This window comes from [Clostridium] citroniae WAL-17108 (genome assembly GCF_000233455.1).
In the GTDB taxonomy this organism is placed as follows: domain Bacteria; phylum Bacillota; class Clostridia; order Lachnospirales; family Lachnospiraceae; genus Enterocloster; species Enterocloster citroniae.
In genome coordinates this window covers 42,175-63,569 of sequence record NZ_JH376426.1, presented here as the reverse complement: position 1 = coordinate 63,569, position 21,395 = coordinate 42,175, and the positions used below count along the sequence as shown (strand labels likewise).

The 21,395-nt window shown below is 50.4% G+C and carries 21 protein-coding genes; 15 read left to right on the top strand and 6 right to left on the bottom strand.

What is annotated here, in order from left to right; genetic code table 11:
• Nucleotides 1–21: 21 nt before the first annotated feature.
• From HMPREF9469_RS20680 to HMPREF9469_RS20670, 3 genes are all read left to right on the top strand, one after another.
• A complete protein-coding gene (locus HMPREF9469_RS20680) occupies nucleotides 22–477 on the top strand; it encodes a NanQ anomerase/TabA/YiaL family protein (protein ID WP_007866294.1) in 456 nt (151 codons plus the stop codon).
• 149 nt (nucleotides 478–626) lie between these two features.
• Entirely contained in the window at nucleotides 627–1,511 is an 885-nt protein-coding gene (locus HMPREF9469_RS20675; RefSeq protein WP_007866286.1) for an ROK family protein, read from the top strand.
• A gap of 4 nt (nucleotides 1,512–1,515) precedes the next feature.
• A complete protein-coding gene (locus HMPREF9469_RS20670; protein WP_007866284.1) occupies nucleotides 1,516–2,349 on the top strand; it encodes a MurR/RpiR family transcriptional regulator in 834 nt (277 codons plus the stop codon).
• Between the two features lie 56 nt (nucleotides 2,350–2,405).
• Here HMPREF9469_RS20670 and HMPREF9469_RS20665 read toward each other — a convergent pair whose 3' ends face one another.
• The 4 genes from HMPREF9469_RS20665 to HMPREF9469_RS20650 form a co-directional block, all read right to left on the bottom strand.
• Entirely contained in the window at nucleotides 2,406–3,233 is an 828-nt protein-coding gene (locus tag HMPREF9469_RS20665; protein ID WP_007866282.1) for a M28 family peptidase, read from the bottom strand.
• 10 nt (nucleotides 3,234–3,243) lie between these two features.
• Complete coding sequence (locus HMPREF9469_RS20660) at nucleotides 3,244–3,759, bottom strand: NanQ anomerase/TabA/YiaL family protein (protein WP_007866280.1); 516 nt, start codon at nucleotides 3,757–3,759, stop codon at nucleotides 3,244–3,246.
• 50 nt (nucleotides 3,760–3,809) lie between these two features.
• A complete protein-coding gene (locus tag HMPREF9469_RS20655) occupies nucleotides 3,810–4,589 on the bottom strand; it encodes an SDR family NAD(P)-dependent oxidoreductase (RefSeq protein WP_007866274.1) in 780 nt (259 codons plus the stop codon).
• Between the two features lie 192 nt (nucleotides 4,590–4,781).
• Entirely contained in the window at nucleotides 4,782–5,519 is a 738-nt protein-coding gene (locus tag HMPREF9469_RS20650; RefSeq protein WP_007866273.1) for a GntR family transcriptional regulator, read from the bottom strand.
• Between the two features lie 466 nt (nucleotides 5,520–5,985).
• On the opposite strand from HMPREF9469_RS20650, the gene HMPREF9469_RS20645 reads away from it, so the two are divergent.
• From HMPREF9469_RS20645 to HMPREF9469_RS20615, 7 genes are all read left to right on the top strand, one after another.
• A complete protein-coding gene (locus HMPREF9469_RS20645; protein ID WP_007866272.1) occupies nucleotides 5,986–6,720 on the top strand; it encodes a GntR family transcriptional regulator in 735 nt (244 codons plus the stop codon).
• Between the two features lie 163 nt (nucleotides 6,721–6,883).
• Nucleotides 6,884–8,278, top strand: a complete 1,395-nt coding sequence (locus HMPREF9469_RS20640) for a hypothetical protein (RefSeq protein ID WP_007866271.1) — start codon at nucleotides 6,884–6,886, stop codon at nucleotides 8,276–8,278.
• A gap of 218 nt (nucleotides 8,279–8,496) precedes the next feature.
• Nucleotides 8,497–10,635 carry a hydantoinase/oxoprolinase family protein gene (locus HMPREF9469_RS20635; protein ID WP_007866270.1) on the top strand — a complete coding sequence of 713 codons (2,139 nt, stop codon included), beginning with the start codon at nucleotides 8,497–8,499 and terminating at the stop codon, nucleotides 10,633–10,635.
• Nucleotides 10,636–10,641: 6 nt separating this feature from the next.
• The gene (locus HMPREF9469_RS20630) at nucleotides 10,642–11,439 is read left to right on the top strand and encodes a hypothetical protein (protein ID WP_007866269.1); all 798 of its coding nucleotides are present in this window, start codon (nucleotides 10,642–10,644) and stop codon (nucleotides 11,437–11,439) included.
• A 64-nt stretch (nucleotides 11,440–11,503) separates the two neighbouring features.
• Nucleotides 11,504–12,553, top strand: coding sequence for a 3-dehydro-L-gulonate 2-dehydrogenase (yiaK, locus tag HMPREF9469_RS20625; RefSeq protein ID WP_007866268.1), 1,050 nt, complete (start codon nucleotides 11,504–11,506; stop codon nucleotides 12,551–12,553).
• Nucleotides 12,554–12,585: 32 nt separating this feature from the next.
• The gene (locus tag HMPREF9469_RS20620; protein WP_007866267.1) at nucleotides 12,586–13,038 is read left to right on the top strand and encodes a NanQ anomerase/TabA/YiaL family protein; all 453 of its coding nucleotides are present in this window, start codon (nucleotides 12,586–12,588) and stop codon (nucleotides 13,036–13,038) included.
• A gap of 51 nt (nucleotides 13,039–13,089) precedes the next feature.
• Entirely contained in the window at nucleotides 13,090–14,109 is a 1,020-nt protein-coding gene (locus HMPREF9469_RS20615; RefSeq protein WP_007866266.1) for a zinc-binding alcohol dehydrogenase family protein, read from the top strand.
• Between the two features lie 92 nt (nucleotides 14,110–14,201).
• Here HMPREF9469_RS20615 and HMPREF9469_RS20610 read toward each other — a convergent pair whose 3' ends face one another.
• A complete protein-coding gene (locus HMPREF9469_RS20610; RefSeq protein WP_007866265.1) occupies nucleotides 14,202–14,849 on the bottom strand; it encodes a GntR family transcriptional regulator in 648 nt (215 codons plus the stop codon).
• A gap of 227 nt (nucleotides 14,850–15,076) precedes the next feature.
• On the opposite strand from HMPREF9469_RS20610, the gene HMPREF9469_RS20605 reads away from it, so the two are divergent.
• Entirely contained in the window at nucleotides 15,077–15,766 is a 690-nt protein-coding gene (locus HMPREF9469_RS20605) for a cyclase family protein (protein ID WP_007866264.1), read from the top strand.
• 17 nt (nucleotides 15,767–15,783) lie between these two features.
• A complete protein-coding gene (locus tag HMPREF9469_RS20600; protein ID WP_007866261.1) occupies nucleotides 15,784–16,695 on the top strand; it encodes a ketopantoate reductase family protein in 912 nt (303 codons plus the stop codon).
• A gap of 161 nt (nucleotides 16,696–16,856) precedes the next feature.
• On the opposite strand, the gene HMPREF9469_RS20595 is transcribed toward HMPREF9469_RS20600, so the two are convergent.
• Nucleotides 16,857–17,897 carry a YeiH family protein gene (locus tag HMPREF9469_RS20595; RefSeq protein WP_007866260.1) on the bottom strand — a complete coding sequence of 347 codons (1,041 nt, stop codon included), beginning with the start codon at nucleotides 17,895–17,897 and terminating at the stop codon, nucleotides 16,857–16,859.
• 185 nt (nucleotides 17,898–18,082) lie between these two features.
• On the opposite strand from HMPREF9469_RS20595, the gene HMPREF9469_RS20590 reads away from it, so the two are divergent.
• From HMPREF9469_RS20590 to HMPREF9469_RS20580, 3 genes are all read left to right on the top strand, one after another.
• Entirely contained in the window at nucleotides 18,083–18,958 is an 876-nt protein-coding gene (locus HMPREF9469_RS20590) for a LysR family transcriptional regulator (RefSeq protein WP_007866258.1), read from the top strand.
• 316 nt (nucleotides 18,959–19,274) lie between these two features.
• Nucleotides 19,275–20,660 carry a [FeFe] hydrogenase, group A gene (locus HMPREF9469_RS20585; RefSeq protein WP_007866252.1) on the top strand — a complete coding sequence of 462 codons (1,386 nt, stop codon included), beginning with the start codon at nucleotides 19,275–19,277 and terminating at the stop codon, nucleotides 20,658–20,660.
• Between the two features lie 197 nt (nucleotides 20,661–20,857).
• On the top strand, nucleotides 20,858–21,340 hold the full coding sequence (locus tag HMPREF9469_RS20580) for a GNAT family N-acetyltransferase (RefSeq protein ID WP_007866249.1): 483 nt from the start codon (nucleotides 20,858–20,860) through the stop codon (nucleotides 21,338–21,340).
• The last annotated feature ends 55 nt before the right edge of the window (nucleotides 21,341–21,395 follow it).

The window sequence follows — 21,395 nt, the reverse complement described above, 5'->3', positions numbered from 1 at the left end:
GGCAGAACAGGAGGATAACCTATGATCTTTGGAAATATAACCCAGGAAGGAACCTATGGATTCCTGCCGCAGGCAGTAAGAGAATGCTTTGAGTACGCCTTGGCCCATGATCTCCTCGGATTTGAAAAGGGCAGCCATCCCATAGACGGAGAGCGCCTGTTTGTAAATGTAGTGGAATATGAAACCACTGTACCGGAAAAGCGTTTCTGGGAAGCTCACAGAAAATACCTGGATGTACATTTAATGCTTGACGGACAGGAGCAGATTGATTTAAACTTTATAGAGAACATGGAGCAGAAGGATTTTGTGCAAAAGGATGATTTCCTTCCTCTGGAGGGAGAACCCAACAGCCACGCAGTGCTGCGCCCCGGAGATTTCCTGATCTGCTACCCCCATGACGGACACCGCACCGCAGTGGCGGTGGATGGCCCAAAGCAGATCAAGAAGGCCATTTTTAAAGTAAGGATCGATAACTGATTCAGTACAAGGAACTAATATAGGCAAGCAGTACAGGTAAGTAATACAGGTAAGTAATATAGGGAAGATGTAAAAGGCAAACCATTGCAAAGGGCAGGTTTGCCTTTTGCGGCAGAATAAAACAAGGAAGAAAAAGGAGAAGAGTAAGGATGAAACAATACGTGTGCATTGACATTGGCGGTACAGAGATCAAGTACGGCGTTTTGGATGAAAATGAACTGTTCCTGACCAAGGATAAGATGCCTACCGAGGCATTTAAGGGCGGCCCCAGCCTGCTGGAAAAGGCGGTGGGCATTGTAAGGGAATATCTGAAGCTGTGGAGAGTGGATGGGATCTGCGTATCCACGGCCGGCATGGTGGATGTGGAAAAGGGGGAGATCTTTTACTCCGCCCCATTGATCCCTGATTATGCGGGCACAAAGATCAAAGCCAGGATGGAATCGGAGTTTGGCCTTCCCTGTGAAGTGGAAAATGACGTTAACTGCGCAGGGCTTTCAGAGGCCGTATCGGGGGCAGCGGCAGGAAGCCGGTCCGCTCTGTGTCTTACAGTGGGGACCGGGATCGGAGGCTGTATCATTATAGACGGAAACGTGTACCACGGCTTTAGCAACAGCGCCTGTGAGGTTGGATACATGCATATGGAGGGCAGCGATTTCCAGACTCTGGGAGCAGCCAGTATCCTTGCCTCAAAGGTGGCTCTTGCAAAGGGGGAACCGGTTCATATGTGGAATGGCCTTCGCATCTTTGAACTGGCCAAGGCAGGGGACGGCGTGTGTATCCAGGCCATTGACGACATGTGTGATGTGCTGGGAAAAGGAATCTCCAATATATGCTATGTGATCAATCCCCAGGTGGTGGTGCTGGGGGGAGGCGTCATGGCCCAGGAGGAGTATCTGCGGCCCAGGATCCAGGCGGCCATGGACCGGTACCTTGTATCCAGCATCCGGGAAAAGACTGCTCTGGCCTTTGCACAGCACGGAAATGATGCCGGAATGAGAGGGGCCTACTACCATTTCAAAGAGAGACAGGGATGATGGGATGGAATATCTGAAATCAGTGATACCGGTAATCGAGTCAAATTACGACAATTTCACCACGGTGGAGAGGAATATAGCGGATTTTTTTATCTACAACAGGGAGGAGACGGACTTTTCCGCCAAAGCAGTGGCGGGAAAGCTGTTTGTATCAGAGGCATCCCTGTCACGGTTTGCCAAGAAATGCGGATTTAAGGGATACAGGGAATTTATCTACCAGTATGGAGAACATTTTGTGGTCCGGCAGGAATCCATGACCGGCAACACAAGAACCGTACTCAACGCATATCAGGAACTGCTGAACAAGACCTATAACCTGGTGAACGAAAAACAGGTGGAGCGCATCTGCCGTTACATGAACAAAGCCGCACGGGTGTTTGTGTGCGGCATGGGAAGCTCCGGCCTGGCAGCCAGGGAGATGGAACTGCGTTTTATGAGGATCGGCGTGGACATCACATCCATGGATGACAGGGACATGATGCGCATGCGGGGAGTGTTCCAGGATGAGAACAGCCTGGTGCTGGGAGTCAGTATCAGCGGTGAGACGGAAGATGTGATCTTCCTGCTGCAGGAAGCCCATCAGAAAAAGGCCAGGACCGTCCTGCTCACTGCCAAGAATAAACCGGAGTACGATGGATTCTGTGACGAAGTGCTGCTGATCCCGTCCCTTCTTCACCTGAACCATGGAAATGTGATCTCGCCTCAGTTTCCCATACTCCTGATGACCGATATCTTTTATTCCTGCTATGTGTCACAGGATAAGTATGAGAGGGAGATCCTACATGACAGTACCCTTAAGGCTTTGGGGAAAACAGGCCGGCATGATCCTGTATGGTAGGGGCGGCCTGAGACCAATCTAAACCTAATCTAAATGCCGGTTGGTTCAGCCGGTTCCTAAAAAAGCCCGAAGCGCTTTTTCGCAGCAGGCGGGGCCGTTACTCCTTCCAGGAGATACCCATAGACCTGCATCATGGCATCTTCCTCCACATACTGTGGATTATCACGGTAGCCGCCGTGCATGGTGGTTATGACTTCCATCTGTTCCAGCATCATATCAAACTCAGGGGGACGGCCCAGAAAGCCGTCTCCATAGGTGGCCATGGCCTTTAAGTACTGGATGTCCCACCGGGGGACCACACACAGGCTCATGGTGGGGATCCGGCTGCCGGCAAAGGAGACCTCATCGCTTTTGGGAAGGTATTTTAGCACCTGCCCATTGTGCTTGTCCAACAGGGCTTTGTCGCAAAATGGGCGCAGCACCGGCTTGGTCTCATGGCCCTTGCCGCAGATGGCAATGGTATCGCCGAATCCGCACACATCCAGATTGATGATCCCCGTAACAGCGGACTTATCCATCTGGGCGGCGTAGAGCCTGCTGCCGGCATTGCCGTTTTCCTCCCCGTCAAAGAAAGCAAACCGGGCGGGAAGATTTCTGCTTTTTAATTCCTTTGCAAGGGCAATGAGGATACACAGGGATGCCGCGTTGTCATTGGCCCCAAAGCTTCCGGGTACCGCGTCATAGTGGGCGCAGAACAGCAGGCAGGGAGTTTCCTGCCAGGGGGTCAGGAGGTAATTTGCCACGCCTCTTGGATTCTTAAAGCTGGCTTCCTCCTCCTGAAGGGTGTAAGAAAGCCTCTCGGCCTCAAGCACCCCTGCCAGTGCCTGGCGGCGCTGGTCAGGATCCTTTTGGGCAAGGGTTTCCAGATGAGTGATCATATCCATAATCAAAACCTCAGTTTTCTGCCGCGGGGGCGCAGGCACTCATGGGAACCTTGATTACGATCTTGCGGATCGGCGCAGGGGAGGCTCCTGTCTGGACAGCCGGAATATGCACATCCCATGGGAAGTAAACAGCATAGGTCCCGGGAACCAGTTCAATGGTCCCTTCCGGGGCATTGGGATTATTGTGATAAAAAAGGATATCTCTTGGAGTGTCGAGAAGATCCTCATCCACCTGGTTTGTCCGGTCATCATTATAATATCCCGCCCGCTCCGGTCCGCCGGCAGCCAGGAACTGGACATCTATATTCTTTCGGTGGATCTCCGGCCTTAAAGTTTCGCGGGGAGCGGTGTTTAAGTCCAGGACCTGAAGTATCATGGGGACGCCGCCCAGTTCAATGTCGAATCTGCCGGGCTCGTGGGCTACCAGGTCATTCTCCTTCAGAAAACGGATGGCGCTCTGAAGGGCGGCCGGAAGCACAGCGATCTGCTGATCAAAAAATTCATTACTTACATTTCCGAATATCATGGTTTTCCTCCTTGTTATAAAGTGTAATTTTGGAGTCTCACAGGCGACTATTACTGCATGGATGTAAGCCCGCCGTCCACGGCCAGCACCTGTCCGCTTACGAACTCCGCCGAGTCACTGCAAAGGTACAGGGCCGCTGCCGCTATGTCCCGTTCCTGTCCGATACGGCCCAGGGGAATGCGGTCCGTCAGCTTTTTGTAGAAAGCCGGATCGTCCAGCTGAAAGGAATTGATGGGTGTGCGGACAAAGGTGGGTGCAATGGCGTTGCAGGTGATCCTATATTTGCCCCATTCACAGGCCAGCTGTTTGGTGTACATGTTCACAGCGCCCTTGCTGGCGCAGTATGCAATATAATTTTCCGTTGTACCGATCAGGCTCTTAACAGAGGACAGGTTGAGGATCCTGCCGTAATTCCTGGGGATCATAAAGTGTTTTCCAACCGCCTTTGTCACCAGGTGAAGTCCTTTTACGTTCAGTCCCATGACCTGGTCAAAGGCATCCTCCGTGTAGTCCTCAGCCGGCAGAAGGCGGTTCATACCCGCGCTGTTAACAAGGATGTCCAGGGTATCCAGCTGTTCCTCGATTTCATTTAACATATTGTCAATGTCTGACTGTTTCTGGATATCGCAGCGGATGGAGAGGAACTTCCTGCCTGCCTGGGCCGCATAGTCAGCCAGTCCGGCCGCCTTTTCCGGATGGCCGCCGCACACGGCCACATTGGCTCCCTGCTGTAAAAAAGCCAGGGCAATGGCGCTTCCAAGTCCTCCCGTTCCTCCTGTAACCAGTGCTGTCTTGCCCTCCAGGGAGAACAGATCCCTATAATTTTCCATATCACATACCTCCTCGTTATGAGCACTTAGCGCCTGTCCTGTAGGCGCTTACGTGCGATACATGTCACTGGCACTTAGCGAGGTCTTAAACGAGCTTAGTGCAGTGATTCGTTATGAGCACTTAGCGCCTGTCCTGTAGGCGCTTACGTGCGATACATGTCACTGGCACTTACGTGCGATTCTTTTTGCAGATCAGGACGCGGCATCACTGCTACCGCATATAAAATATTCCGGGTTATGCTGCTTTAAAGGCGGGAGCAGAAGCAGCATCCTGGACATGTGATGGCTGTAGATCAGGCAGGCCTGGTCATTGTTCCTGTTGGCCAGGGCATCGGTCAGATTGGTGAGCTCGCACAGGAAACCTTCCACTACCGCGGAACTGCTGGTGGCCAGGTACAAAAGCCGCTGCAGGTCCATATCCACCTTTTGCAGGGATTCCCATACCAGGTCCATGTCCCCGGCCAGTATATAGAGCTGATGATAGTAATCAGACAGCAGCCTGGGGGCCTGGTTTAGGTTGCCCTGGTAAAGATAGTCGTCCAGCTGGCGCAGGCTGTAATACAGGGATTCCAGATCATTCTTCTTCACATTCCTTATAAAGATGGTGTGAAGCATGGAGGTGCCAAGCTTTGTGTGAAGCCAGATGGCGTGCTCGATCCGTTCCGAGTCGATCCTGGATACAAAGGCCCCTCTCTGGGGAATGATATCTACCAGGTTCTCCCTGGACAGTTTTGTAAAGGTATCGTGTACAGGCGTACGGCTTACATTTAAAGAGGAAGCCAGGTCTATTTCATTCATCTTCTGCCCCGGAGGAAGGAACAGCTCCAGTATACAGTTTTTAATCACGCGGTATGCATACTGGCGTGCGTCCTCTGAGGGGCGGCGCGCAATCATACGGCTGTTAGGATCATTAAAAGGAAGTAGTGACATAGCAATCACCTTTCTTAATATTCTGTAAAAATCAAGTCGGTTCAGGTACGTATTCCACTGACGGTCAATGGCATAAATCAAATTATAGCATACAAGGATAGGTTTGATAAGAATGCATTTCCACTATATTAAAACATTGGAGCAGAACAGAGAAAATGTAAATAAATTCCAACTCAAACTTGTATGCAATTTTTCCCACTGCATTTTCTAATATAATTTTATCATTATTTGTGAAAAAAGCAACTACTAAATAAAAAATTAACGAAAATCATGTGTAAAATGATAAAAAAGGTGTTGCACTCATGAGATAAATGTGTTATCTTGTATATGTCTTGAGAATAATACAATTTGTTCAACCCGTTATTTCCGCAGCTGATATGCAATTTTGAACTAAACTGGTATGCAAAAGCGAAAATAACTTGTATGCAATCCTGGCACCCCCCCGTTACGGGCAGGGGGGCGAAGCGTGCTGAGAGGGGATGAGAGTGTGCCTGAGGTAAAAGACAAGATTGTGAAAGCCGATTCCAGAAATGAGATTTATAATTTTCTGCGCAATCAGATATTAAGCCTGGCCATCGAACCCGGGGAGATGCTCAGCGAGAATTCCCTTTCCTCCCAGATGAGCGTAAGCCGCGCCCTGGTAAGGGATGCGCTGGCCCGGCTGATCGAGGAAGGTTACATAGTGGTTTATCCCCAGAGAGGGACCGTGGTCACCATGATCGACCCTGAGCGGATCAAACAGTCCGTGCACACCCACATTGTTCTGGAGCAGGCGGTTATTGAGGAGATCTGCAGACAGGGGCTGACCCCGGAGCAGAGAGAGGCCCTGGAACAGACCCTTGCAAAACAGAAGGAGATCACAGGGGATAATGAGGTGCTGGAACTTCTGGCAGCGGATGAACATCTGCGCTACCTGCTGTCCACTTTTTGCGGCAAGGAGCATATATGGAATTATTTCAGGACCATGGACTGTGACCTGATGCGGGTCAACTATCTCCAGTACAGCACCTTTAATTTTAAGGTCTATATGTCCTCCCTGACCAGGTGGGAACACACCCAGGTGGAGGGACGCCTGCTGGTTGACAACATTATGCGGGGGGATGCGGAAGCTGCTTCCCTGATCTGTTCCAACCATTTCAACACAATTCTCTGGAACATGGATACACTCCAGGGAATCTATCCACAGTTCTTTTCCAGATAAGGTCAGAGTATGCCTGGTCTGGATGGAAATATATTTATTACATAATGAAGGGAGATGAAACCAGAATATCCTGATGTTTTGAGAGAGAAGGGGACCTGAAGCAACAGGAACCCAAAGCAGTTCCACGTGTAGGAAAATAAAAAAAGATATGAGGAGGAATACCATGGAATACGTTATTGGTATAATTTTGTTACTTTCTTTCTTCGGCTTGGCATACTACTGTATCAAAGGCCACAACCTGATGATCGGATTCTTGATGATTACCGTTGTCTGGACCGTTCTGCCGCTGGTAGGAACCATGTTCGCCAGCCAGGCATTCATTGAAGCAAACCCTGTTCTGCAGTTTGGCGCAGGCACAGACACAAAGCTGGTGTCTATCCTGAACAAGATTTTCCAGAGTGCTCCCGAAGGCTGGGGTACCACACTGGTTAATGTTTGCTGGGGTGCATGGTTTGGACGTGTACTGATGGATACCGGTATTGCATCTACCCTGATCCGTAAGACCGTTGAGTTGGGCGGAGATAAGCCAATGGTTACCATCGCACTGTTAAACATCGTTACAGCACTGATCTTCACCGCCATGACCGGCGCTGGCCCTGTTATCGCTATCGGCGTTATCGTACTTCCTATTTTAATGTCTCTTGGCGTACCAAAGGCAATTGCAATGTTCTCTTTCATGGGATCTGTTGCAGCAGGTATCTACCTGAACCCTGTTAACTTTGCACAGTACCGTGCATTCTACATCACTCCTGATGAGATGCCTGAATTCACACTGGGATGGTATGCGGCTCACTGGGGTTATGCAGCACTGATCATCATGCTGGTGGCAACCACTGTACTGGCTGCTGTTTACCTTAAGAAGTCAAAGACAGTTCATTCATGGGCAGCTCAGAGCCGTAATTCCTCTCCTGACCAGAAGAATGCGCCAATGTATACATTGATCCTCCCAATCGTACCGGTTGTACTGAAAATTTGGCTGGATTTCTCCGTTATCGGCGGATTCATCATTGCTGGTTTCCTGGCCCTGTTCCTTTGCGGCAGGATGAAGGGATCCTTCAAAGAGAACTGTCAGCTGGTTAACAAGCTTTACTATGATGGTGTGGTTGATACCGCTCCACTGGTAGGCTTCCTTCTTACACTGCCTATGTTCAACCAGGTTGCTACCTATGCATCTCCTTATTTCAAGGCGATCTTAGGAAATGTAATGCCTAAGAGCGAACTGGCTGTTTGTATAATATTTGCTGTACTGCTTTTCATGGGCCTGTTCCGCGGACCTATGACACTGGTTGGCTGTGGTGCTGCTACACTGGGTGTGTTATCTAATGTTGCATCCTTCTCAGTACCATTTTTATACGGCGTATTTGCCATCCCAACCATCACTGTTAATATCGGAAGCTGTATCACCCAGTCATGGGTTGCATGGGGTCTTGCTTATACCAAGGTAGAATCCAGAGACTTCCTGAAACTATCAATTCCCAACTCTTACCTTACAGGTGTGATCCAGTATATTGCCGTATTCATCCTGTTAGGCGGACTCGGAGCTGCTTGGTTCATCTAAGATTTGACGTAACAGTTCAGGTCAGGAAGATGAGCCGTCCTGAACAGTTACAATTTGACAATGAATTTCTCTTAAAAAATAAAAGCATATTCTGTTTAACCGGGCGTATATCATGTGCGCCCGGATATCTCCCGACAAATGTTTCGTTATAGCAGTAATAAAGGTCCACGATCAAAAGAATCTTGGAAAAGTATTGTAGAGTGAAAGGAATGGATAATATGGCAGAGCGTAATCATAGAGCTGTTCGTATGGGGATTGACGTTGGTGGCACTTATACCAAGTGCGTTGCAATGGATAATGAGACCCATGAAATTATTGGAAAAAATCAGGTTAAAACTACACATGACGACAAGAGCGGCGTTGCTGCCGGTGTTGTAAAGAGCTTTCAGAATTGTATGCGCGAGAACAACATCGCTCCAGAAGATGTTGTGTTCGTTGCCCACTCTACCACTCAGGCTACCAATGCTTTTATTGAAGGCGATGTGGCAAGCGTCGGCGTGGTCGGCGTTGCAGGCGGCGGCCTGGAAGGATTTCTGGCAAAGCGCCAGCTGGCCCTTAAAGACATTATTCTGGATGAAAAAGTTGGCAGGATGATCAAGGTATACAATACCTTTATCAAGAAGAAAATGCTGACCGAAGACGTGATCAACCAAAATATTGATGAATTACTGAACCAGGGCTCACAGGTAATTGTTGCCTCCATGGCCTTTGGTGTGGACAGCATGGATGAGGAAATGATGATCCATGGCTGTGCGGAAAAGAAAAATGTGCCGGTTACCATGGCTTCTGATATTACAAAGCTGTACGGACTTACGCGCCGTACACGTACTGCAGCAATCAATGCATCCATCCTGCCCAAAATGATGATGACAGCCAATGCAACCGAGTCATCCGTACGTGCGGCAGGCGTTACCGTTCCTCTGATGATCATGAGAGGCGATGGCGGCGTTATGGAAATCAGTGAGATGCGTAAGCGTCCCATCCTGACAGCACTGTCGGGACCGGCTGCTTCCGTTATGGGTTCCCTGATGTATCTGCGTGCTTCCAATGCCATCTATTTTGAGGTGGGCGGAACCACCACCAACATCGGTGTGATCAAGAACGGCCGTCCTGGTGTTGACTATGCCCAGATCGGAGGGCACGACACTTACATCAGTTCCCTGGATGTGCGTATCCTGGGCTGCGCAGGCGGTTCCATGGTGCGTATCAGTGACAAGGCAGTGGTGGACGTTGGTCCTCGTTCTGCCCATATTGCAGGCTGTGAGTATGCATGCTTTACTCCAGAGGAGGAGATCGAGGATCCGCAGATCGAAATGGTAAGCCCCAAGCCGGGGGATCCGAACGATTATGTGACCATCCGATTAAAGAATGGAAAGCGCATCTGCTTTACCAATACATGTGCGGCTAACGTGCTGGGGCTGATCGAGGAGCAGTACTTTGCCCACGGCAATGCCAATGCGGCCCGCAAGGCCATGCAGCCCGTAGCGGATAAACTGGGCATTACAGTGGAAGAACTGGCCACACAGATCCTGGATAAGGATTTTGAAAAAGTAAATGCATGTATCAATGCATTGGCAGAGAAATATCAGCTTGACCATGAGAGCATGAAGCTGGTGGGCTGCGGCGGCGGAGCTGCATCCCTGGTTCCCTACTGTGCAGGAAAGATGGGACTTCAGTACAGCATTCCTGAGAATGCGGAGGTTATCTCCTCTATCGGAGTTGCCCTTTCCATGGTGCGTGACGTGGTTGAGCGTGTAATCCCTAATCCTTCCCAGGACGATATCAGGGAGCTTAAAAAGGAAGCGGCTGATATGGCTGTAAGCTCCGGCGCATCACCGGATACGGTTGAAGTCCATATCGAGATCGACAACCAGACCGGTAAGGTAACTGCCATTGCAACCGGTTCTACGGAGGTTAAGACCACGGACCTGTTAAAGGAATGTGATGAGGCAGAGGCATGTGAGCTGGCCACCCAGGACTTTGGGCCAAAGGTAAGCCAGATCGCGCTGGCGGAAATGACTGATAAATTCTATGTGTACCAGGGTCTGCGTGATGACAGGCATCCGCTGCGTATCGTTGATAAAAAAGGATTTATCAAGGTTCAGTGTTCCAATGGTAATGTTGTGAAGTGCAAGGTCGCAGATTATAAGGAAGTGGTTGAGCAGATGTGGAAGGATGAGGCTGTGTTTAAGACCGATACGGTCATAAGACCTGACTTCTTCGTATGTGTGGGACCGCGTGTGGGCGATTACAGCGCAGTTGACCTGGATCAGATCTACCTGTTGATGGATCTGGATCTGGGTGACAGGGAACCTGATGAGGATATCCTCATTGTGGCATCAGTGACGGAGATTTAATTTATTATGAACAAGGAAGAGTTTCAGAAAGCTTTAAAGCCCATAACAGACGGGCTGTTCGGAAAACAGGGGACGAAACGCTATGAGCGTCCCCATTTTCCGCTGCGGCCTCTGGACCGGATGCTGGGGGACCTGGCCGCCATCGAACCGGTGGAGTGGTTCCGGTATGTGTTCTCAAGGGAGCCGCTGAATGGAAAATTTACAGATGAGCAGCGCCGCAGCTGGATGGAGCAGGCCCTGGCCTGCGGGCAGGAATATGCCAGGAAGGTGATGGAGGAGTACAAAAGCTCCGATCCTGAGGTGATAGCAAAGGCCATGGGCATGAAGGTGTCCTACCCCACCTATCCGGAGAAGACGGACCGGGTGCTCTTTGCCGAATACCGGGTTCCGGACACCATATGCATCTACATGGATGCGGTGAAAAAGGCAAAGAAATTCCTGGAAAAGCCGGAGATCAGGGAGATCCTGACGGAGGGGCTGAACATAAGCAGGCTTTTGCTGGCCCATGAGCTCTTCCATAATGTGGAAGAAAAATATAAGCACGAGATCTATACAAAGACAGAAAAGATCAGGTTGTGGTCCCTGGGCCCTGTACACAATGACTCCACCATCATTGCACTCAGCGAGATCGCGGCCATGGCATTTGCAAAAGAGATAACGGGCATCCCCTATGCCCCCTATGTCATGGACGTGTTTCTTGTATACGGCTATTCCCCCGAAGAAGCCAGCGGCCTTTACGAGGAAATGATGGAGTTTGCCGGGCTTGAGCCATGTGCACCTGAACAGGCGCCGGATCCGGACTGATCCGGAGCAAGGATAGAATCGGTCATAGAATCAATCATATAAATGTGTTTAAAGGAGAAGGACTATGAGTTTACGTATCCCCTATGATACTGTCAAAGACACTGTAAAGACTGCATTTTTAAACCTGGGACTGAGCGAGGAGCAGGCAGAGGTATGTTCCGCCATCCATACCCAGTCCAGCGCGGACGGAGTTGAGAGCCATGGGCTTAACCGTATTCCACGCTTTGCAGAGTATGTGCAGAAGGGTTGGATCAACCTGGAAGGCAAGCCGGAGTTAATGGGCGCAAAGGGCGCTGTGGAGAACTATGACGGCCATCTTGGAATCGGCATCACCAATGCCCTGTACTGTGCTGACCGCGCCATGGAACTGGCAAAGGTTCACGGAATAGGCTGTGTATCCCTTAAGAATACCACTCACTGGATGAGGGGCGGCACCTACGCATGGCGTATGGCGGAGGCCGGATTCATGGGGATCAGCTGGATCAATACTGAGAGCTGCATGCCTCTGTGGGGAAGCGATGAGCCGGGAGTTGGCAACAATCCGTTCTGCATCGCCATCCCAAGGGAAGACGGACCCATTGTGCTGGATATGGCCATGAGCCAGTATGCCTACGGTAAGCTGGGCGTTTACCGTCTGGCCGGCAAGGAGCTTCCTTTCCCGGGCGGATTTGATAAGGACGGCAACCTGACCAGCGATCCGGGAGCCATTGAGGAGAGCAAGCGTATCCTGCCTACCGGATACTGGAAGGGCAGCGGAATGGCTATTGCCCTGGACATGGCAGCGGCTCTTATGGCAAACGGAAACTGCGGAACAGACATGGATGAGGCGAACAACGGAAGCTGTACCGGCTGCTGCCAGATCTTTATTGCATTTGACCCATATCTGTTCGGAAACAAGGAGGATATCCAGGCAATGCTCAACAAACGTGTGGCCGCGGCGGATGCAAGCCATCCGGAGCGGGAGGGCGGCCGCGTGACCTGCCCGGGCGAGCGCACTGTTACCACCCGTGCAAAGAGCATGGCAGACGGTGTCTGCGTGGATGAGGCGATCTGGGCGCAGGTCCAGTCCCTTGCAGCGGGAAATATGGAAACAGAAGATATTGCAAGCAGATAATAACATATGGTTCGGACAAGGAGGTCATGACAATGTTTTTTTCAAATGTAAGTATTGCTGAGAAGTACAATTACCTGGAAGAAAAATTTACCTGCGCCTATAAGTGGCTGGCTGAGACTGATATCAAGTCCCTGGCAGCGGGAAGCTATCCGATCATGGGTGATACGGTGGTTGCCAATGTACAGGAATATACCACATTTCCTGCAAGCCAGGGTTCCTTTGAGACTCACGAGAAATATTTTGACATTCAGTACATGGTATCCGGTAGGGAGCAGTTCGGGGTGTGTAAGAGAGACGGACTGGTGGAAAAAGAGCGCAATGAGGCCAATGACCTGATCTTCTATGAGGAGCCTGAATTTTCAGGCAGCGTATTCCTGGAAGAAGGCGATCTGATCGTGGTTGCCCCAGAGGATGCTCATAAGCCGAGATGCCAGGCAGGCGGGCCATGTGAAGTAAAAAAGGTAGTTGTGAAAGTGGCGTTATAATTGGACAGTGCAGGCACTGGTTCAAGCGCTTGTAACAAGGAGGAAACGGAAATGAAAGCAATTAAACTGGCAGAACCAAGACAGGTGGATTGTGTTGAATTGGAAAAGCCGGTACCAGGTCCCGGACAGGCTCTGATCCGCATTAAGACAGCCGGTATCTGCGGCAGCGATATCGGTGCATTCAGGGGAACCAACAAGCTGGTATCCTATCCAAGGATTATCGGACATGAGCTGGCAGGCATCATTGAGGAGATCCCGGCAGACAATCCCAAGGGATTAAAGGTGGGGGACAAAGTGATCGTGGATCCGTATCTTTACTGCGGAACATGTTATCCCTGCAGCATTGGCCGCACCAACTGCTGCACCAGCCTGAAGGTTCTGGGCGTACATATTGACGGGGGAATGGCTGAATATTACTGCCATCCGGCGGACATGCTGGTGAAAATGCCTGAAGATATGGACTGGACCGATGCAGCCATGGCTGAGCCGCTGACCATTTCCCTTCACGGGATCCACAGAGGCGGTTTAAAGGCAGGGGAGTATTGTGCCATTATCGGCGCAGGCCCCATCGGACTTCTGGCAGGCATGATCGCCCAGGCATACGGCGCACACGCCATCCTTCTGGATCTGGTTCAGGAACGTCTGGATTTTGCAAGGGAACTGGGAATTGAGTATGTGATCAACTCCAGGGAAGAAAACCCGGTGGAGCGCGTCAGTGAGATCACGGGCGGAACAATGGCACAGCAGGTAATGGAGTGCAGCGGCGCCAATGTGGCGGTGCTTCAGACCCTTGACCTGGTCAGCCACGCGGGCAGGATCACCCTGACCGGATGGCCGCCAAAGGAAACTCCGATCCCCACCGATGTCATTACCCGCAAGGAGATCGATATCCGCGGTGCGCGCACCAGCGCAGGGGAATTTGAGGAAGCCATTGAGCTGATCTACACCAAAAAAGTGGATGTGGCAAAGATCCTTACAAAGACCATTGGGCTGGAGGAAGCTCCTGAGACCATCAGGGACATTGAGAAGAACCCGGGAAACTATATGAAGGTTGTTGTAAAGATGGATTAAAGATCTTTGATCCTATGAATTGCCCTTTGGCAACTTTAAAGATGCATCCTGCCACAGCAGAAGGCTGTGGTAAGATGCATTTTTTGTCCACATCACAGAATATCCATATTAAGGGGCATCAGCAGGTGGGCGATCAGGATCCTATAGGCTTTATCCCCGTCCTCTGATTTTAAGCAGTTATAAAGTTCCTGGTGTTCCTCAAAGGTGGCCTGGACCCGCCCTTCAATGGACAGGGCGTTGGATGTGGTCAGATGGATCATGTACATGAGGCGCTGGAACAGATGGTTAAACTCATCATTGTCAGCATAGTGGACTAAAAGGAGGTGGAACCGGTGGTCCTCCTCGATAAAGGAGCTGCGGGAGGCCGGGGAGGCCAGCGCCTTTTTCTGCCGGGCCAGGGAGCGCTCCATGTCTTTTAACAGCTTCTGGCAGCGCTTCTCAGAGGGCTGTGATGCGATCAGATGGACGCAAAAGCCCTCGATGGCACAGCGGATCTGTATGGATTCCCTCATGGATTCCTTGCTCAGCTGGCGTATCTTAAAGCCGCGGCTGGGAATGATAGTGATATACCCGTCTTGGGAAAGGCACTGGAGCGCCTCCCTCATGGGAGTGCGGGAGATACCCAGTTCCTTGGAGATTTTTGTCTCGGAATAAAGCACCCCGGGTGTCAGGATGTTGGAAAGGATCTGCTCCTTTAATGTATCATAAGCTTGTGACTGCAGTGAATTTTTGATAACCATAATCAAACTCCTTACTTCCCCGTTGGTATGGATGGTGCGAACATGGGGATCAATACTCGGTTCAGGCACATGGATCAAACACGCTGATCAAGCACGCGGAAAATATTGAATTAATCATACCCCAGATAGTCCCCAAAGTCAATGAAAAAACACTTGACCGGTATACCGGTATACTGGTATAATGAACTCAACAAACAATGTATCATAAAGAAGCAGGAGGTATAGTAATGAGCGTATATGATTTAGGTAATGGTTTAAGACTGGTTGATTTAACAAAGGTTCTGGATCCCGCAACAGAGTCAAGAAGGTGTCATCTGATCCGTTACAACACAGGCGGCCCGATCCCGGATTTCCACACAGCACTGGATCTGACCACACATCTGGGAACACACTGCGAGTGTCCTTACCATCACTTTGAGGATGGCAAGTCGGTTGGAGAGCTTCCGCTGACCACATTTATGGGCCGTGCCATTTATGTAAATATCGATTTCCTGGAGCCCAACTCACATATCAGCGCCGCTGATCTGGACCGTGCCTGCGGCGACCGCATCAAAGAGGGCGACATTGTGATCCTTGACAGCAACTGGAAATTCCCTCCATTTACACCGGCTACCAACAGCCCTGATGACAAGCGTCTGTTCATCAATGCTGAGAGTGCATGGTGGTTCCGCAACCATAAGGTTAAATGTGTTGGCTTTGGCGATGGTGTTTCCATTGAAAACTGCAACGAGGATGTAAAACCGTTCCATGATATCCTGATGGAAGTTGACATTGTATTCCTGGAAGTATTAAAGAACCTGGAGGATCTGACCACTGACACGTTCTTCATGTCCTATACTCCATTACCACTGATCGGTGCCGACTCCATGCCGGTGCGTGCGTATGCCATCGAGGGCCTGCCGGGATTTACTGCATAATAGAAGGTGAGAACAATATGAGAATAGCTGTAATCGGCGCAGGGGCCATGGGCTCCATCTATGGCGGACATCTGTCACAGCACAATGAGGTATATCTTGTAGATACGGCAGCTCCTGTTGTGGAGCATATTCAAAAGGAAGGATTGAAACTCCAGGAAAATGGAGAGGATATCCTGTTTAACCCCATGGCAGTTACCTCCACTGAGGGCGTAGGGACCGTGGATCTGGTGATCCTGTTTGTGAAGGCGCTGTTTTCAAGGGCGGCCCTCTCAGGCAACGGCGGCCTGATTGGACCGGATACCTATGTGATGACTCTCCAGAACGGCTCCGGCCATGAGGATATATTGGGAGAGTTTGTGGATCAGGACCATATCATTATCGGGACCACCGAGGATAACGGCGCGGTTTTGGGCCTGGGCCATATCAGGCGCGGCGGCGCGGGCAACACCAATGTGGGCATGCTGACCGAGGATAAGAATGGATTTCTTCCTAAATTAAAAGAAGCCTTTGATTGCTGCGGTTTTAATGTAAAGATACATGAAAATATCCAGCAGCTGATCTGGGATAAGCTTTTTACCAATGTTTCATTAAGCGCTGTGACCGGCATCCTTCAGGTGGATATGGGTTACATTGCGGCCAATGAATATGCATGGGCCATGACAACCAGCCTGATCAGGGAAGCGGTGGCAGTGGCAAAAGCCATGGGCCTTACCGCAGATGAAGAACAGATCATGGCCAAGGTAAAGAAGACATCAGAGATGTCGCCCGATGGCTGTACCTCCATCCGGGCTGATTTAAGGGACGGACGCAGGACAGAGGTGGATACCATCAGTGGTTCCGTGGTCCGCGCTGCCGCAAAAGTGGGCGTACCTGTGCCAAGCCATGAATTTGTGGTGAATATGGTGCATGCGCTGGAAGGTAAGAACTGAAATTACAGGGAGTATTTTTAATGGAATAGACAGGGAGCCCCCGCACCGGAAGACAAACCGGCGCGGGGGCTCCTTTTTAAGCATTGCGGTCCTGCCGGAGCAGTTCTGTCAGGGCGGTCCTGCCAGGGCGGTCCTGTTAGAGCGGTCCTGCCAGGCCGGTTCTACCAGATCCCCAATACCCTTTGCAGCATCAGGCTGACGCCCGTGATCCCGACCCAGCAGCAGGCGCCCATAAAGATCGGTTTCCCCCCTGTTTTGATCAGCTTGACCAGATTAGTGTTAAGTCCGATGGCAGCCATGGCCAGCACGATAAAGAATTTGCTCAGTTCTTTGACCGGCTGGAAGACAGCCATGGGCACGCCGGCCTGGAGGGCAATGGTGGTTATGATGGAAGCGGCCATAAAGTACAGGATGAAAAATGGGAAGATATCTTTAAAGCTCACGGCCTGCCCCTGGGCCTTGTCATTTTTCTCCTCGTTTCTGGTCCTTATAAATGCCAGGACCAGGGTGATGGGGATAATGGCCAGTGTTCTGGTAAGCTTTACCGTAACCGCCTTGTCCAGGGTTGCTGAACCCAATTTCCACATGCCGTCCCAGGTGGCGGCAGCCGCTGTCACGGAGGAGGTATCATTGATGGCCGTGCCTGCGAATACTCCAAAGGCATTGCCTGAGGCTGTGTCAAAACCCAGCATTTTACCAAACATGGGAAACAGGATGGCTGCCAGAACATTAAAGAAGAAAATAACGGAAATTGCCTGGGCCACCTCCTCGTCATCCGCGTCAATGACCGGCGCGGTGGCAGCTATGGCTGATCCGCCGCAGATGGAAGAACCCACACCCACCAGGGTGGAGATCTTTGACGGTATATGCATGATCTTATGTAAAGCAAATGCGATCACAAGGGAGGTGGTAATGGTGGACAGGATAATGGGCAGGGACTGCCTGCCTGTTTCCAGCACAACGCTTAAGTTCATTCCGAATCCAAGGAGGATTACGGCCCACTGAAGTATCTTTTTCGATGTGAATTTGATGCCCGGTTCCAGTTCGCCTTTGTTTTTGATGAAACCGGTGAGGATCATGCCGGCTATGATGGCGATCACGGCGCCGCCTACAATGGGAAACATTTTCCCTAAAAACCAGGATGGCAGTGCGATGGCAAGGCACAGTAAAAGTCCTTTCCATTTGTTTTTTAATCCTAACATTCCTAAAACCTCCTAAGTAATCACTTTTTCTTTCTTATCCGCATTACATGGTAACTTATGGAAAACATAAAGTAAAATTATATATATTTATATTTTGATAAAGTTATGTTATGATAAGGAAAGATTGGGCAAAAACGGACGAAAAATAGGTGTATGGAGAAGTTGGGATAAGGGGGATTAAGGATATGCTGGATTTCAGAGTCTATACCTTTCTTGCTGTCTGTGAATATATGAATTATACAAAGGCTGCGGAGGCGCTCCATATTACACAGCCGGCTGTGTCCCAGCATATACGGTATCTGGAGACGCTTTACGGCGTCAGGCTGTTCGCAAGCGAGGGAAAGAAGATACATCTTACCCCGGCAGGCAAGAGACTTCTGCAGGCGTCTACCACTTTAAAAAATGACGAGGAATTTTTAAAGGAAGTGCTGCGCTGTGTGCCGGAGCAGGGACCCACCCTCCGGTTTGGCACAACCAGGACCATTGGCGAATCTGTCATATCAGCCCCTCTGGCCGGTTACATCCATCGTCACCCGGAGGCCAACATCAAGGTGGCCATCGGGAACACGGATGAGCTGCTTCACAAACTTACATCCGGGGAAATACAGTTTGCCCTGGTGGAAGGATATTATGACCAGCAGGCATATGACTCTTTGGTCTATTGCACGGAGCCGTTCATACCTGTGTGCGCGGCCTGCCATCAGTTTAAGAAGGATCCCGGACAGCTAAAGGACCTTTTAGGGGAACACCTGCTGATCCGTGAACCTGGGTCGGGGACCAGGGATATCCTGGAGAAAAACCTGGAGATCAAGAACATACGCCTGGGTGATTTCGCCCATATGACAGAGGTGGGGAGCATGCATGTGATATTGCAGCTCCTGGAAAAGGATTCAGGTATTACCTTCCTTTACCGGACCGCTGTGGAGCAGGGGATTCAGGACGGGACCATCAGGGAGCTGCGGCTGAAGGATTTTCAGATGGAGCACGACTTTGCATTTATATGGAATAAAGGCAGCATATACGGGGACGAGTACAGGGAGATATGCAGGGAACTGCAGTGAGCTGTAGCGAGCCGCAATATAATGAAATATAATAGGAAGAGCCGGAATCCGTACCGGGGCAAGGATTAAACATGCTCCGGTATGGATTCCGGCTCTTTTTATGCGGGATTAGCTTTGCATCAGGTAAACAGCCTGTGTTCAATGGGATCAGTTTTACATCAGATGAACAGCCTGTGTTCGGCGGGCTCTGCCTTGTATCAGAAAAGTGGCCGGAAATTGTGGTGGAAAGTGATTGACAAACACAGTAATAGTAATTATTATTAATATTTGAAGGACGATATACCAATAAATACCAGCCAAAGAAAGAGGGAAGTTTATGAGCAAACATTTATCACCAGAAGTTAGAGTACCCATTGAAAAGGAAAATGTGTCCATATTCAGGGACGAGGAGCGGTGTATCAAGTGCGGACAGTGCAGGGATATGTGCCGGGACTATATCGGGGTCCTGGGTACCTATGACCTGTTAAAAACAGGGGATACCGCCATCTGCATCAACTGCGGGCAGTGCGCCAATGTCTGTCCGGTGGAGAGCATCAGGGAACAGCCGGAGTATGGAATGGTGGCCGCAGAGGTTATGGACCCGGACAAGATCGTGGTTGTATCCACCTCCCCTTCCGTGCGTGCGGCACTGGGAGAGGAGTTTGGCATGGAGGAGGGCAGCTTTGTCCAGGGAAAGATGGTGGCCCTGCTGCGCACCCTGGGAGTGGACTATGTTCTGGACACCAATTTTGCTGCTGATCTGACCATTGTGGAGGAGGCCAGCGAATTGATCGACCGCATAACAACAGGAAGACGTCCGCTGCCCCAGTTTACCAGCTGCTGTCCTGCATGGGTCAAGTTTGCGGAAATCTATTATCCGGACATGCTTCCCCATATATCTACGGCAAAGAGCCCCATCGGTATGCAGGGGCCTACCATTAAGACATATTTTGCCCGGAAGATGGGAATCGACCCCAAAAAGATCGTGAATGTGGCAGTCACCCCATGCACTGCCAAGAAATACGAGATCCGAAGGCAGGAGATGAAAGCGGCAGAGGAATACCTGGGCGAGGATGATATGAGGGACATGGACTATGTGATCACTACCAGGGAGCTGGCGCAGTGGGCCAGGATGAAGAGGATCGACTTTTCATCCCTGGAGGATTCGGATTATGACCGGCTTATGGGCCAGGGATCAGGCGCAGGCGTTATCTTTGGAAATACGGGAGGCGTAATGGAAGCGGCCTTAAGAACCGCTTACGAATACATAACAGGAGAACAGGCACCTGGGGTATTGTATGAGCTGACACCGGTAAGGGGCATGGAGGCGGTAAGGGAAGCCAGCCTTCAGATCGCAGATATGACCGTAAATGTGGCGGTCGTATATGGGACCGCCAGCCTGCGCAGATTCCTGGAGGAAATGAGGAACGGGGAAAAGCAGTATCACTTTGTGGAAGTCATGACATGTCCCGGCGGTTGTATCGGCGGCGGAGGGCAGCCAAAGGATAAGAAGTTTGAGGGGGATGCCCTGCGGCAAAAGCGTATAGACAGCTTATACAAGAGGGATGGCGCCATGACCGTCCGCCTGAGCCATGAGAATGAGGAGATCAAGGTCCTGTATCAGGAGTTTTATAAGAAGCCCCTCAGTGAGCTGGCGGAGAAGATGCTCCACACATCATACAGGGATAAAAGGGGACAGCTGGAAGGGAAGGAAATAGATTAAGGCAACAAGGGATGCCGTGCCGCATAGTTAACAGTTCAATATGATTAAATGAATGGTTCAGATATTTCGGTTTTTATAAAGCTGTTTTTATGTTATCATAATTTAAGAAAGATTTCTGTAGGACAGATGCCGGTGAACGGATGAAAGTGAACGAAAAACCAGCATCATTGGACGGAGATTAGAAGGGAGCTGTTAATATGATAGAGATACGGACATTTACTGAAAATGATACAAATGAGATCATTCAGCTGGTCTTACACTGCCAGAATGACGGAACACGCCCTATGGTCACGGTGGAAGACCAGCCCGAGCTGCTTCATATAAAGGAAACGTATCTGGATGGAGGCGGGAACTTCTGGGTGGCTGTAAAACAGGACAGGGTCGTGGGCAGTATCGGCCTGATGGACTGCGGAGGAGGGCTTGGCCTGTTAAAGAAGTTCTTTGTGTATGAGGAATACCGTGGAGAGCCTGTGCATCTGGGCCGCCGGCTGTATGATGTGCTGGTGGAGTTTGCCCGGCAGCGCCATATAAAAAGCCTGCTTTTAGATACGCCAAAGAACACGGGACGTGCCCACCGGTTTTATGAAAAGGCCGGCTTTCAGAAGATCGGGGAGGATCAGCTGCCTCTGGTCTATGATCATCCCTATGAGGACAGTGATTTCTATATTCTGGACTTATAAAATAATAAACTCTTAAGAGAACTGTCTTGTCAGCTGTAATAGGTTGACAAGACAG

Coding starts and splice junctions, on each gene's coding strand:
- HMPREF9469_RS20680 (WP_007866294.1), top strand. CDS start 22: ATGATCTTTGGAAATATAACCCAGGAAGGAACCTATGGATTCCTGCCG.
- HMPREF9469_RS20675 (WP_007866286.1), top strand. CDS start 627: ATGAAACAATACGTGTGCATTGACATTGGCGGTACAGAGATCAAGTAC.
- HMPREF9469_RS20670 (WP_007866284.1), top strand. CDS start 1,516: ATGGAATATCTGAAATCAGTGATACCGGTAATCGAGTCAAATTACGAC.
- HMPREF9469_RS20665 (WP_007866282.1), bottom strand. CDS start 3,233: ATGGATATGATCACTCATCTGGAAACCCTTGCCCAAAAGGATCCTGAC.
- HMPREF9469_RS20660 (WP_007866280.1), bottom strand. CDS start 3,759: ATGATATTCGGAAATGTAAGTAATGAATTTTTTGATCAGCAGATCGCT.
- HMPREF9469_RS20655 (WP_007866274.1), bottom strand. CDS start 4,589: ATGGAAAATTATAGGGATCTGTTCTCCCTGGAGGGCAAGACAGCACTG.
- HMPREF9469_RS20650 (WP_007866273.1), bottom strand. CDS start 5,519: ATGTCACTACTTCCTTTTAATGATCCTAACAGCCGTATGATTGCGCGC.
- HMPREF9469_RS20640 (WP_007866271.1), top strand. CDS start 6,884: ATGGAATACGTTATTGGTATAATTTTGTTACTTTCTTTCTTCGGCTTG.
- HMPREF9469_RS20635 (WP_007866270.1), top strand. CDS start 8,497: ATGGCAGAGCGTAATCATAGAGCTGTTCGTATGGGGATTGACGTTGGT.
- HMPREF9469_RS20630 (WP_007866269.1), top strand. CDS start 10,642: ATGAACAAGGAAGAGTTTCAGAAAGCTTTAAAGCCCATAACAGACGGG.
- yiaK (WP_007866268.1), top strand. CDS start 11,504: ATGAGTTTACGTATCCCCTATGATACTGTCAAAGACACTGTAAAGACT.
- HMPREF9469_RS20620 (WP_007866267.1), top strand. CDS start 12,586: ATGTTTTTTTCAAATGTAAGTATTGCTGAGAAGTACAATTACCTGGAA.
- HMPREF9469_RS20615 (WP_007866266.1), top strand. CDS start 13,090: ATGAAAGCAATTAAACTGGCAGAACCAAGACAGGTGGATTGTGTTGAA.
- HMPREF9469_RS20610 (WP_007866265.1), bottom strand. CDS start 14,849: ATGGTTATCAAAAATTCACTGCAGTCACAAGCTTATGATACATTAAAG.
- HMPREF9469_RS20605 (WP_007866264.1), top strand. CDS start 15,077: ATGAGCGTATATGATTTAGGTAATGGTTTAAGACTGGTTGATTTAACA.
- HMPREF9469_RS20600 (WP_007866261.1), top strand. CDS start 15,784: ATGAGAATAGCTGTAATCGGCGCAGGGGCCATGGGCTCCATCTATGGC.
- HMPREF9469_RS20595 (WP_007866260.1), bottom strand. CDS start 17,897: ATGTTAGGATTAAAAAACAAATGGAAAGGACTTTTACTGTGCCTTGCC.
- HMPREF9469_RS20590 (WP_007866258.1), top strand. CDS start 18,083: ATGCTGGATTTCAGAGTCTATACCTTTCTTGCTGTCTGTGAATATATG.
- HMPREF9469_RS20585 (WP_007866252.1), top strand. CDS start 19,275: ATGAGCAAACATTTATCACCAGAAGTTAGAGTACCCATTGAAAAGGAA.
- HMPREF9469_RS20580 (WP_007866249.1), top strand. CDS start 20,858: ATGATAGAGATACGGACATTTACTGAAAATGATACAAATGAGATCATT.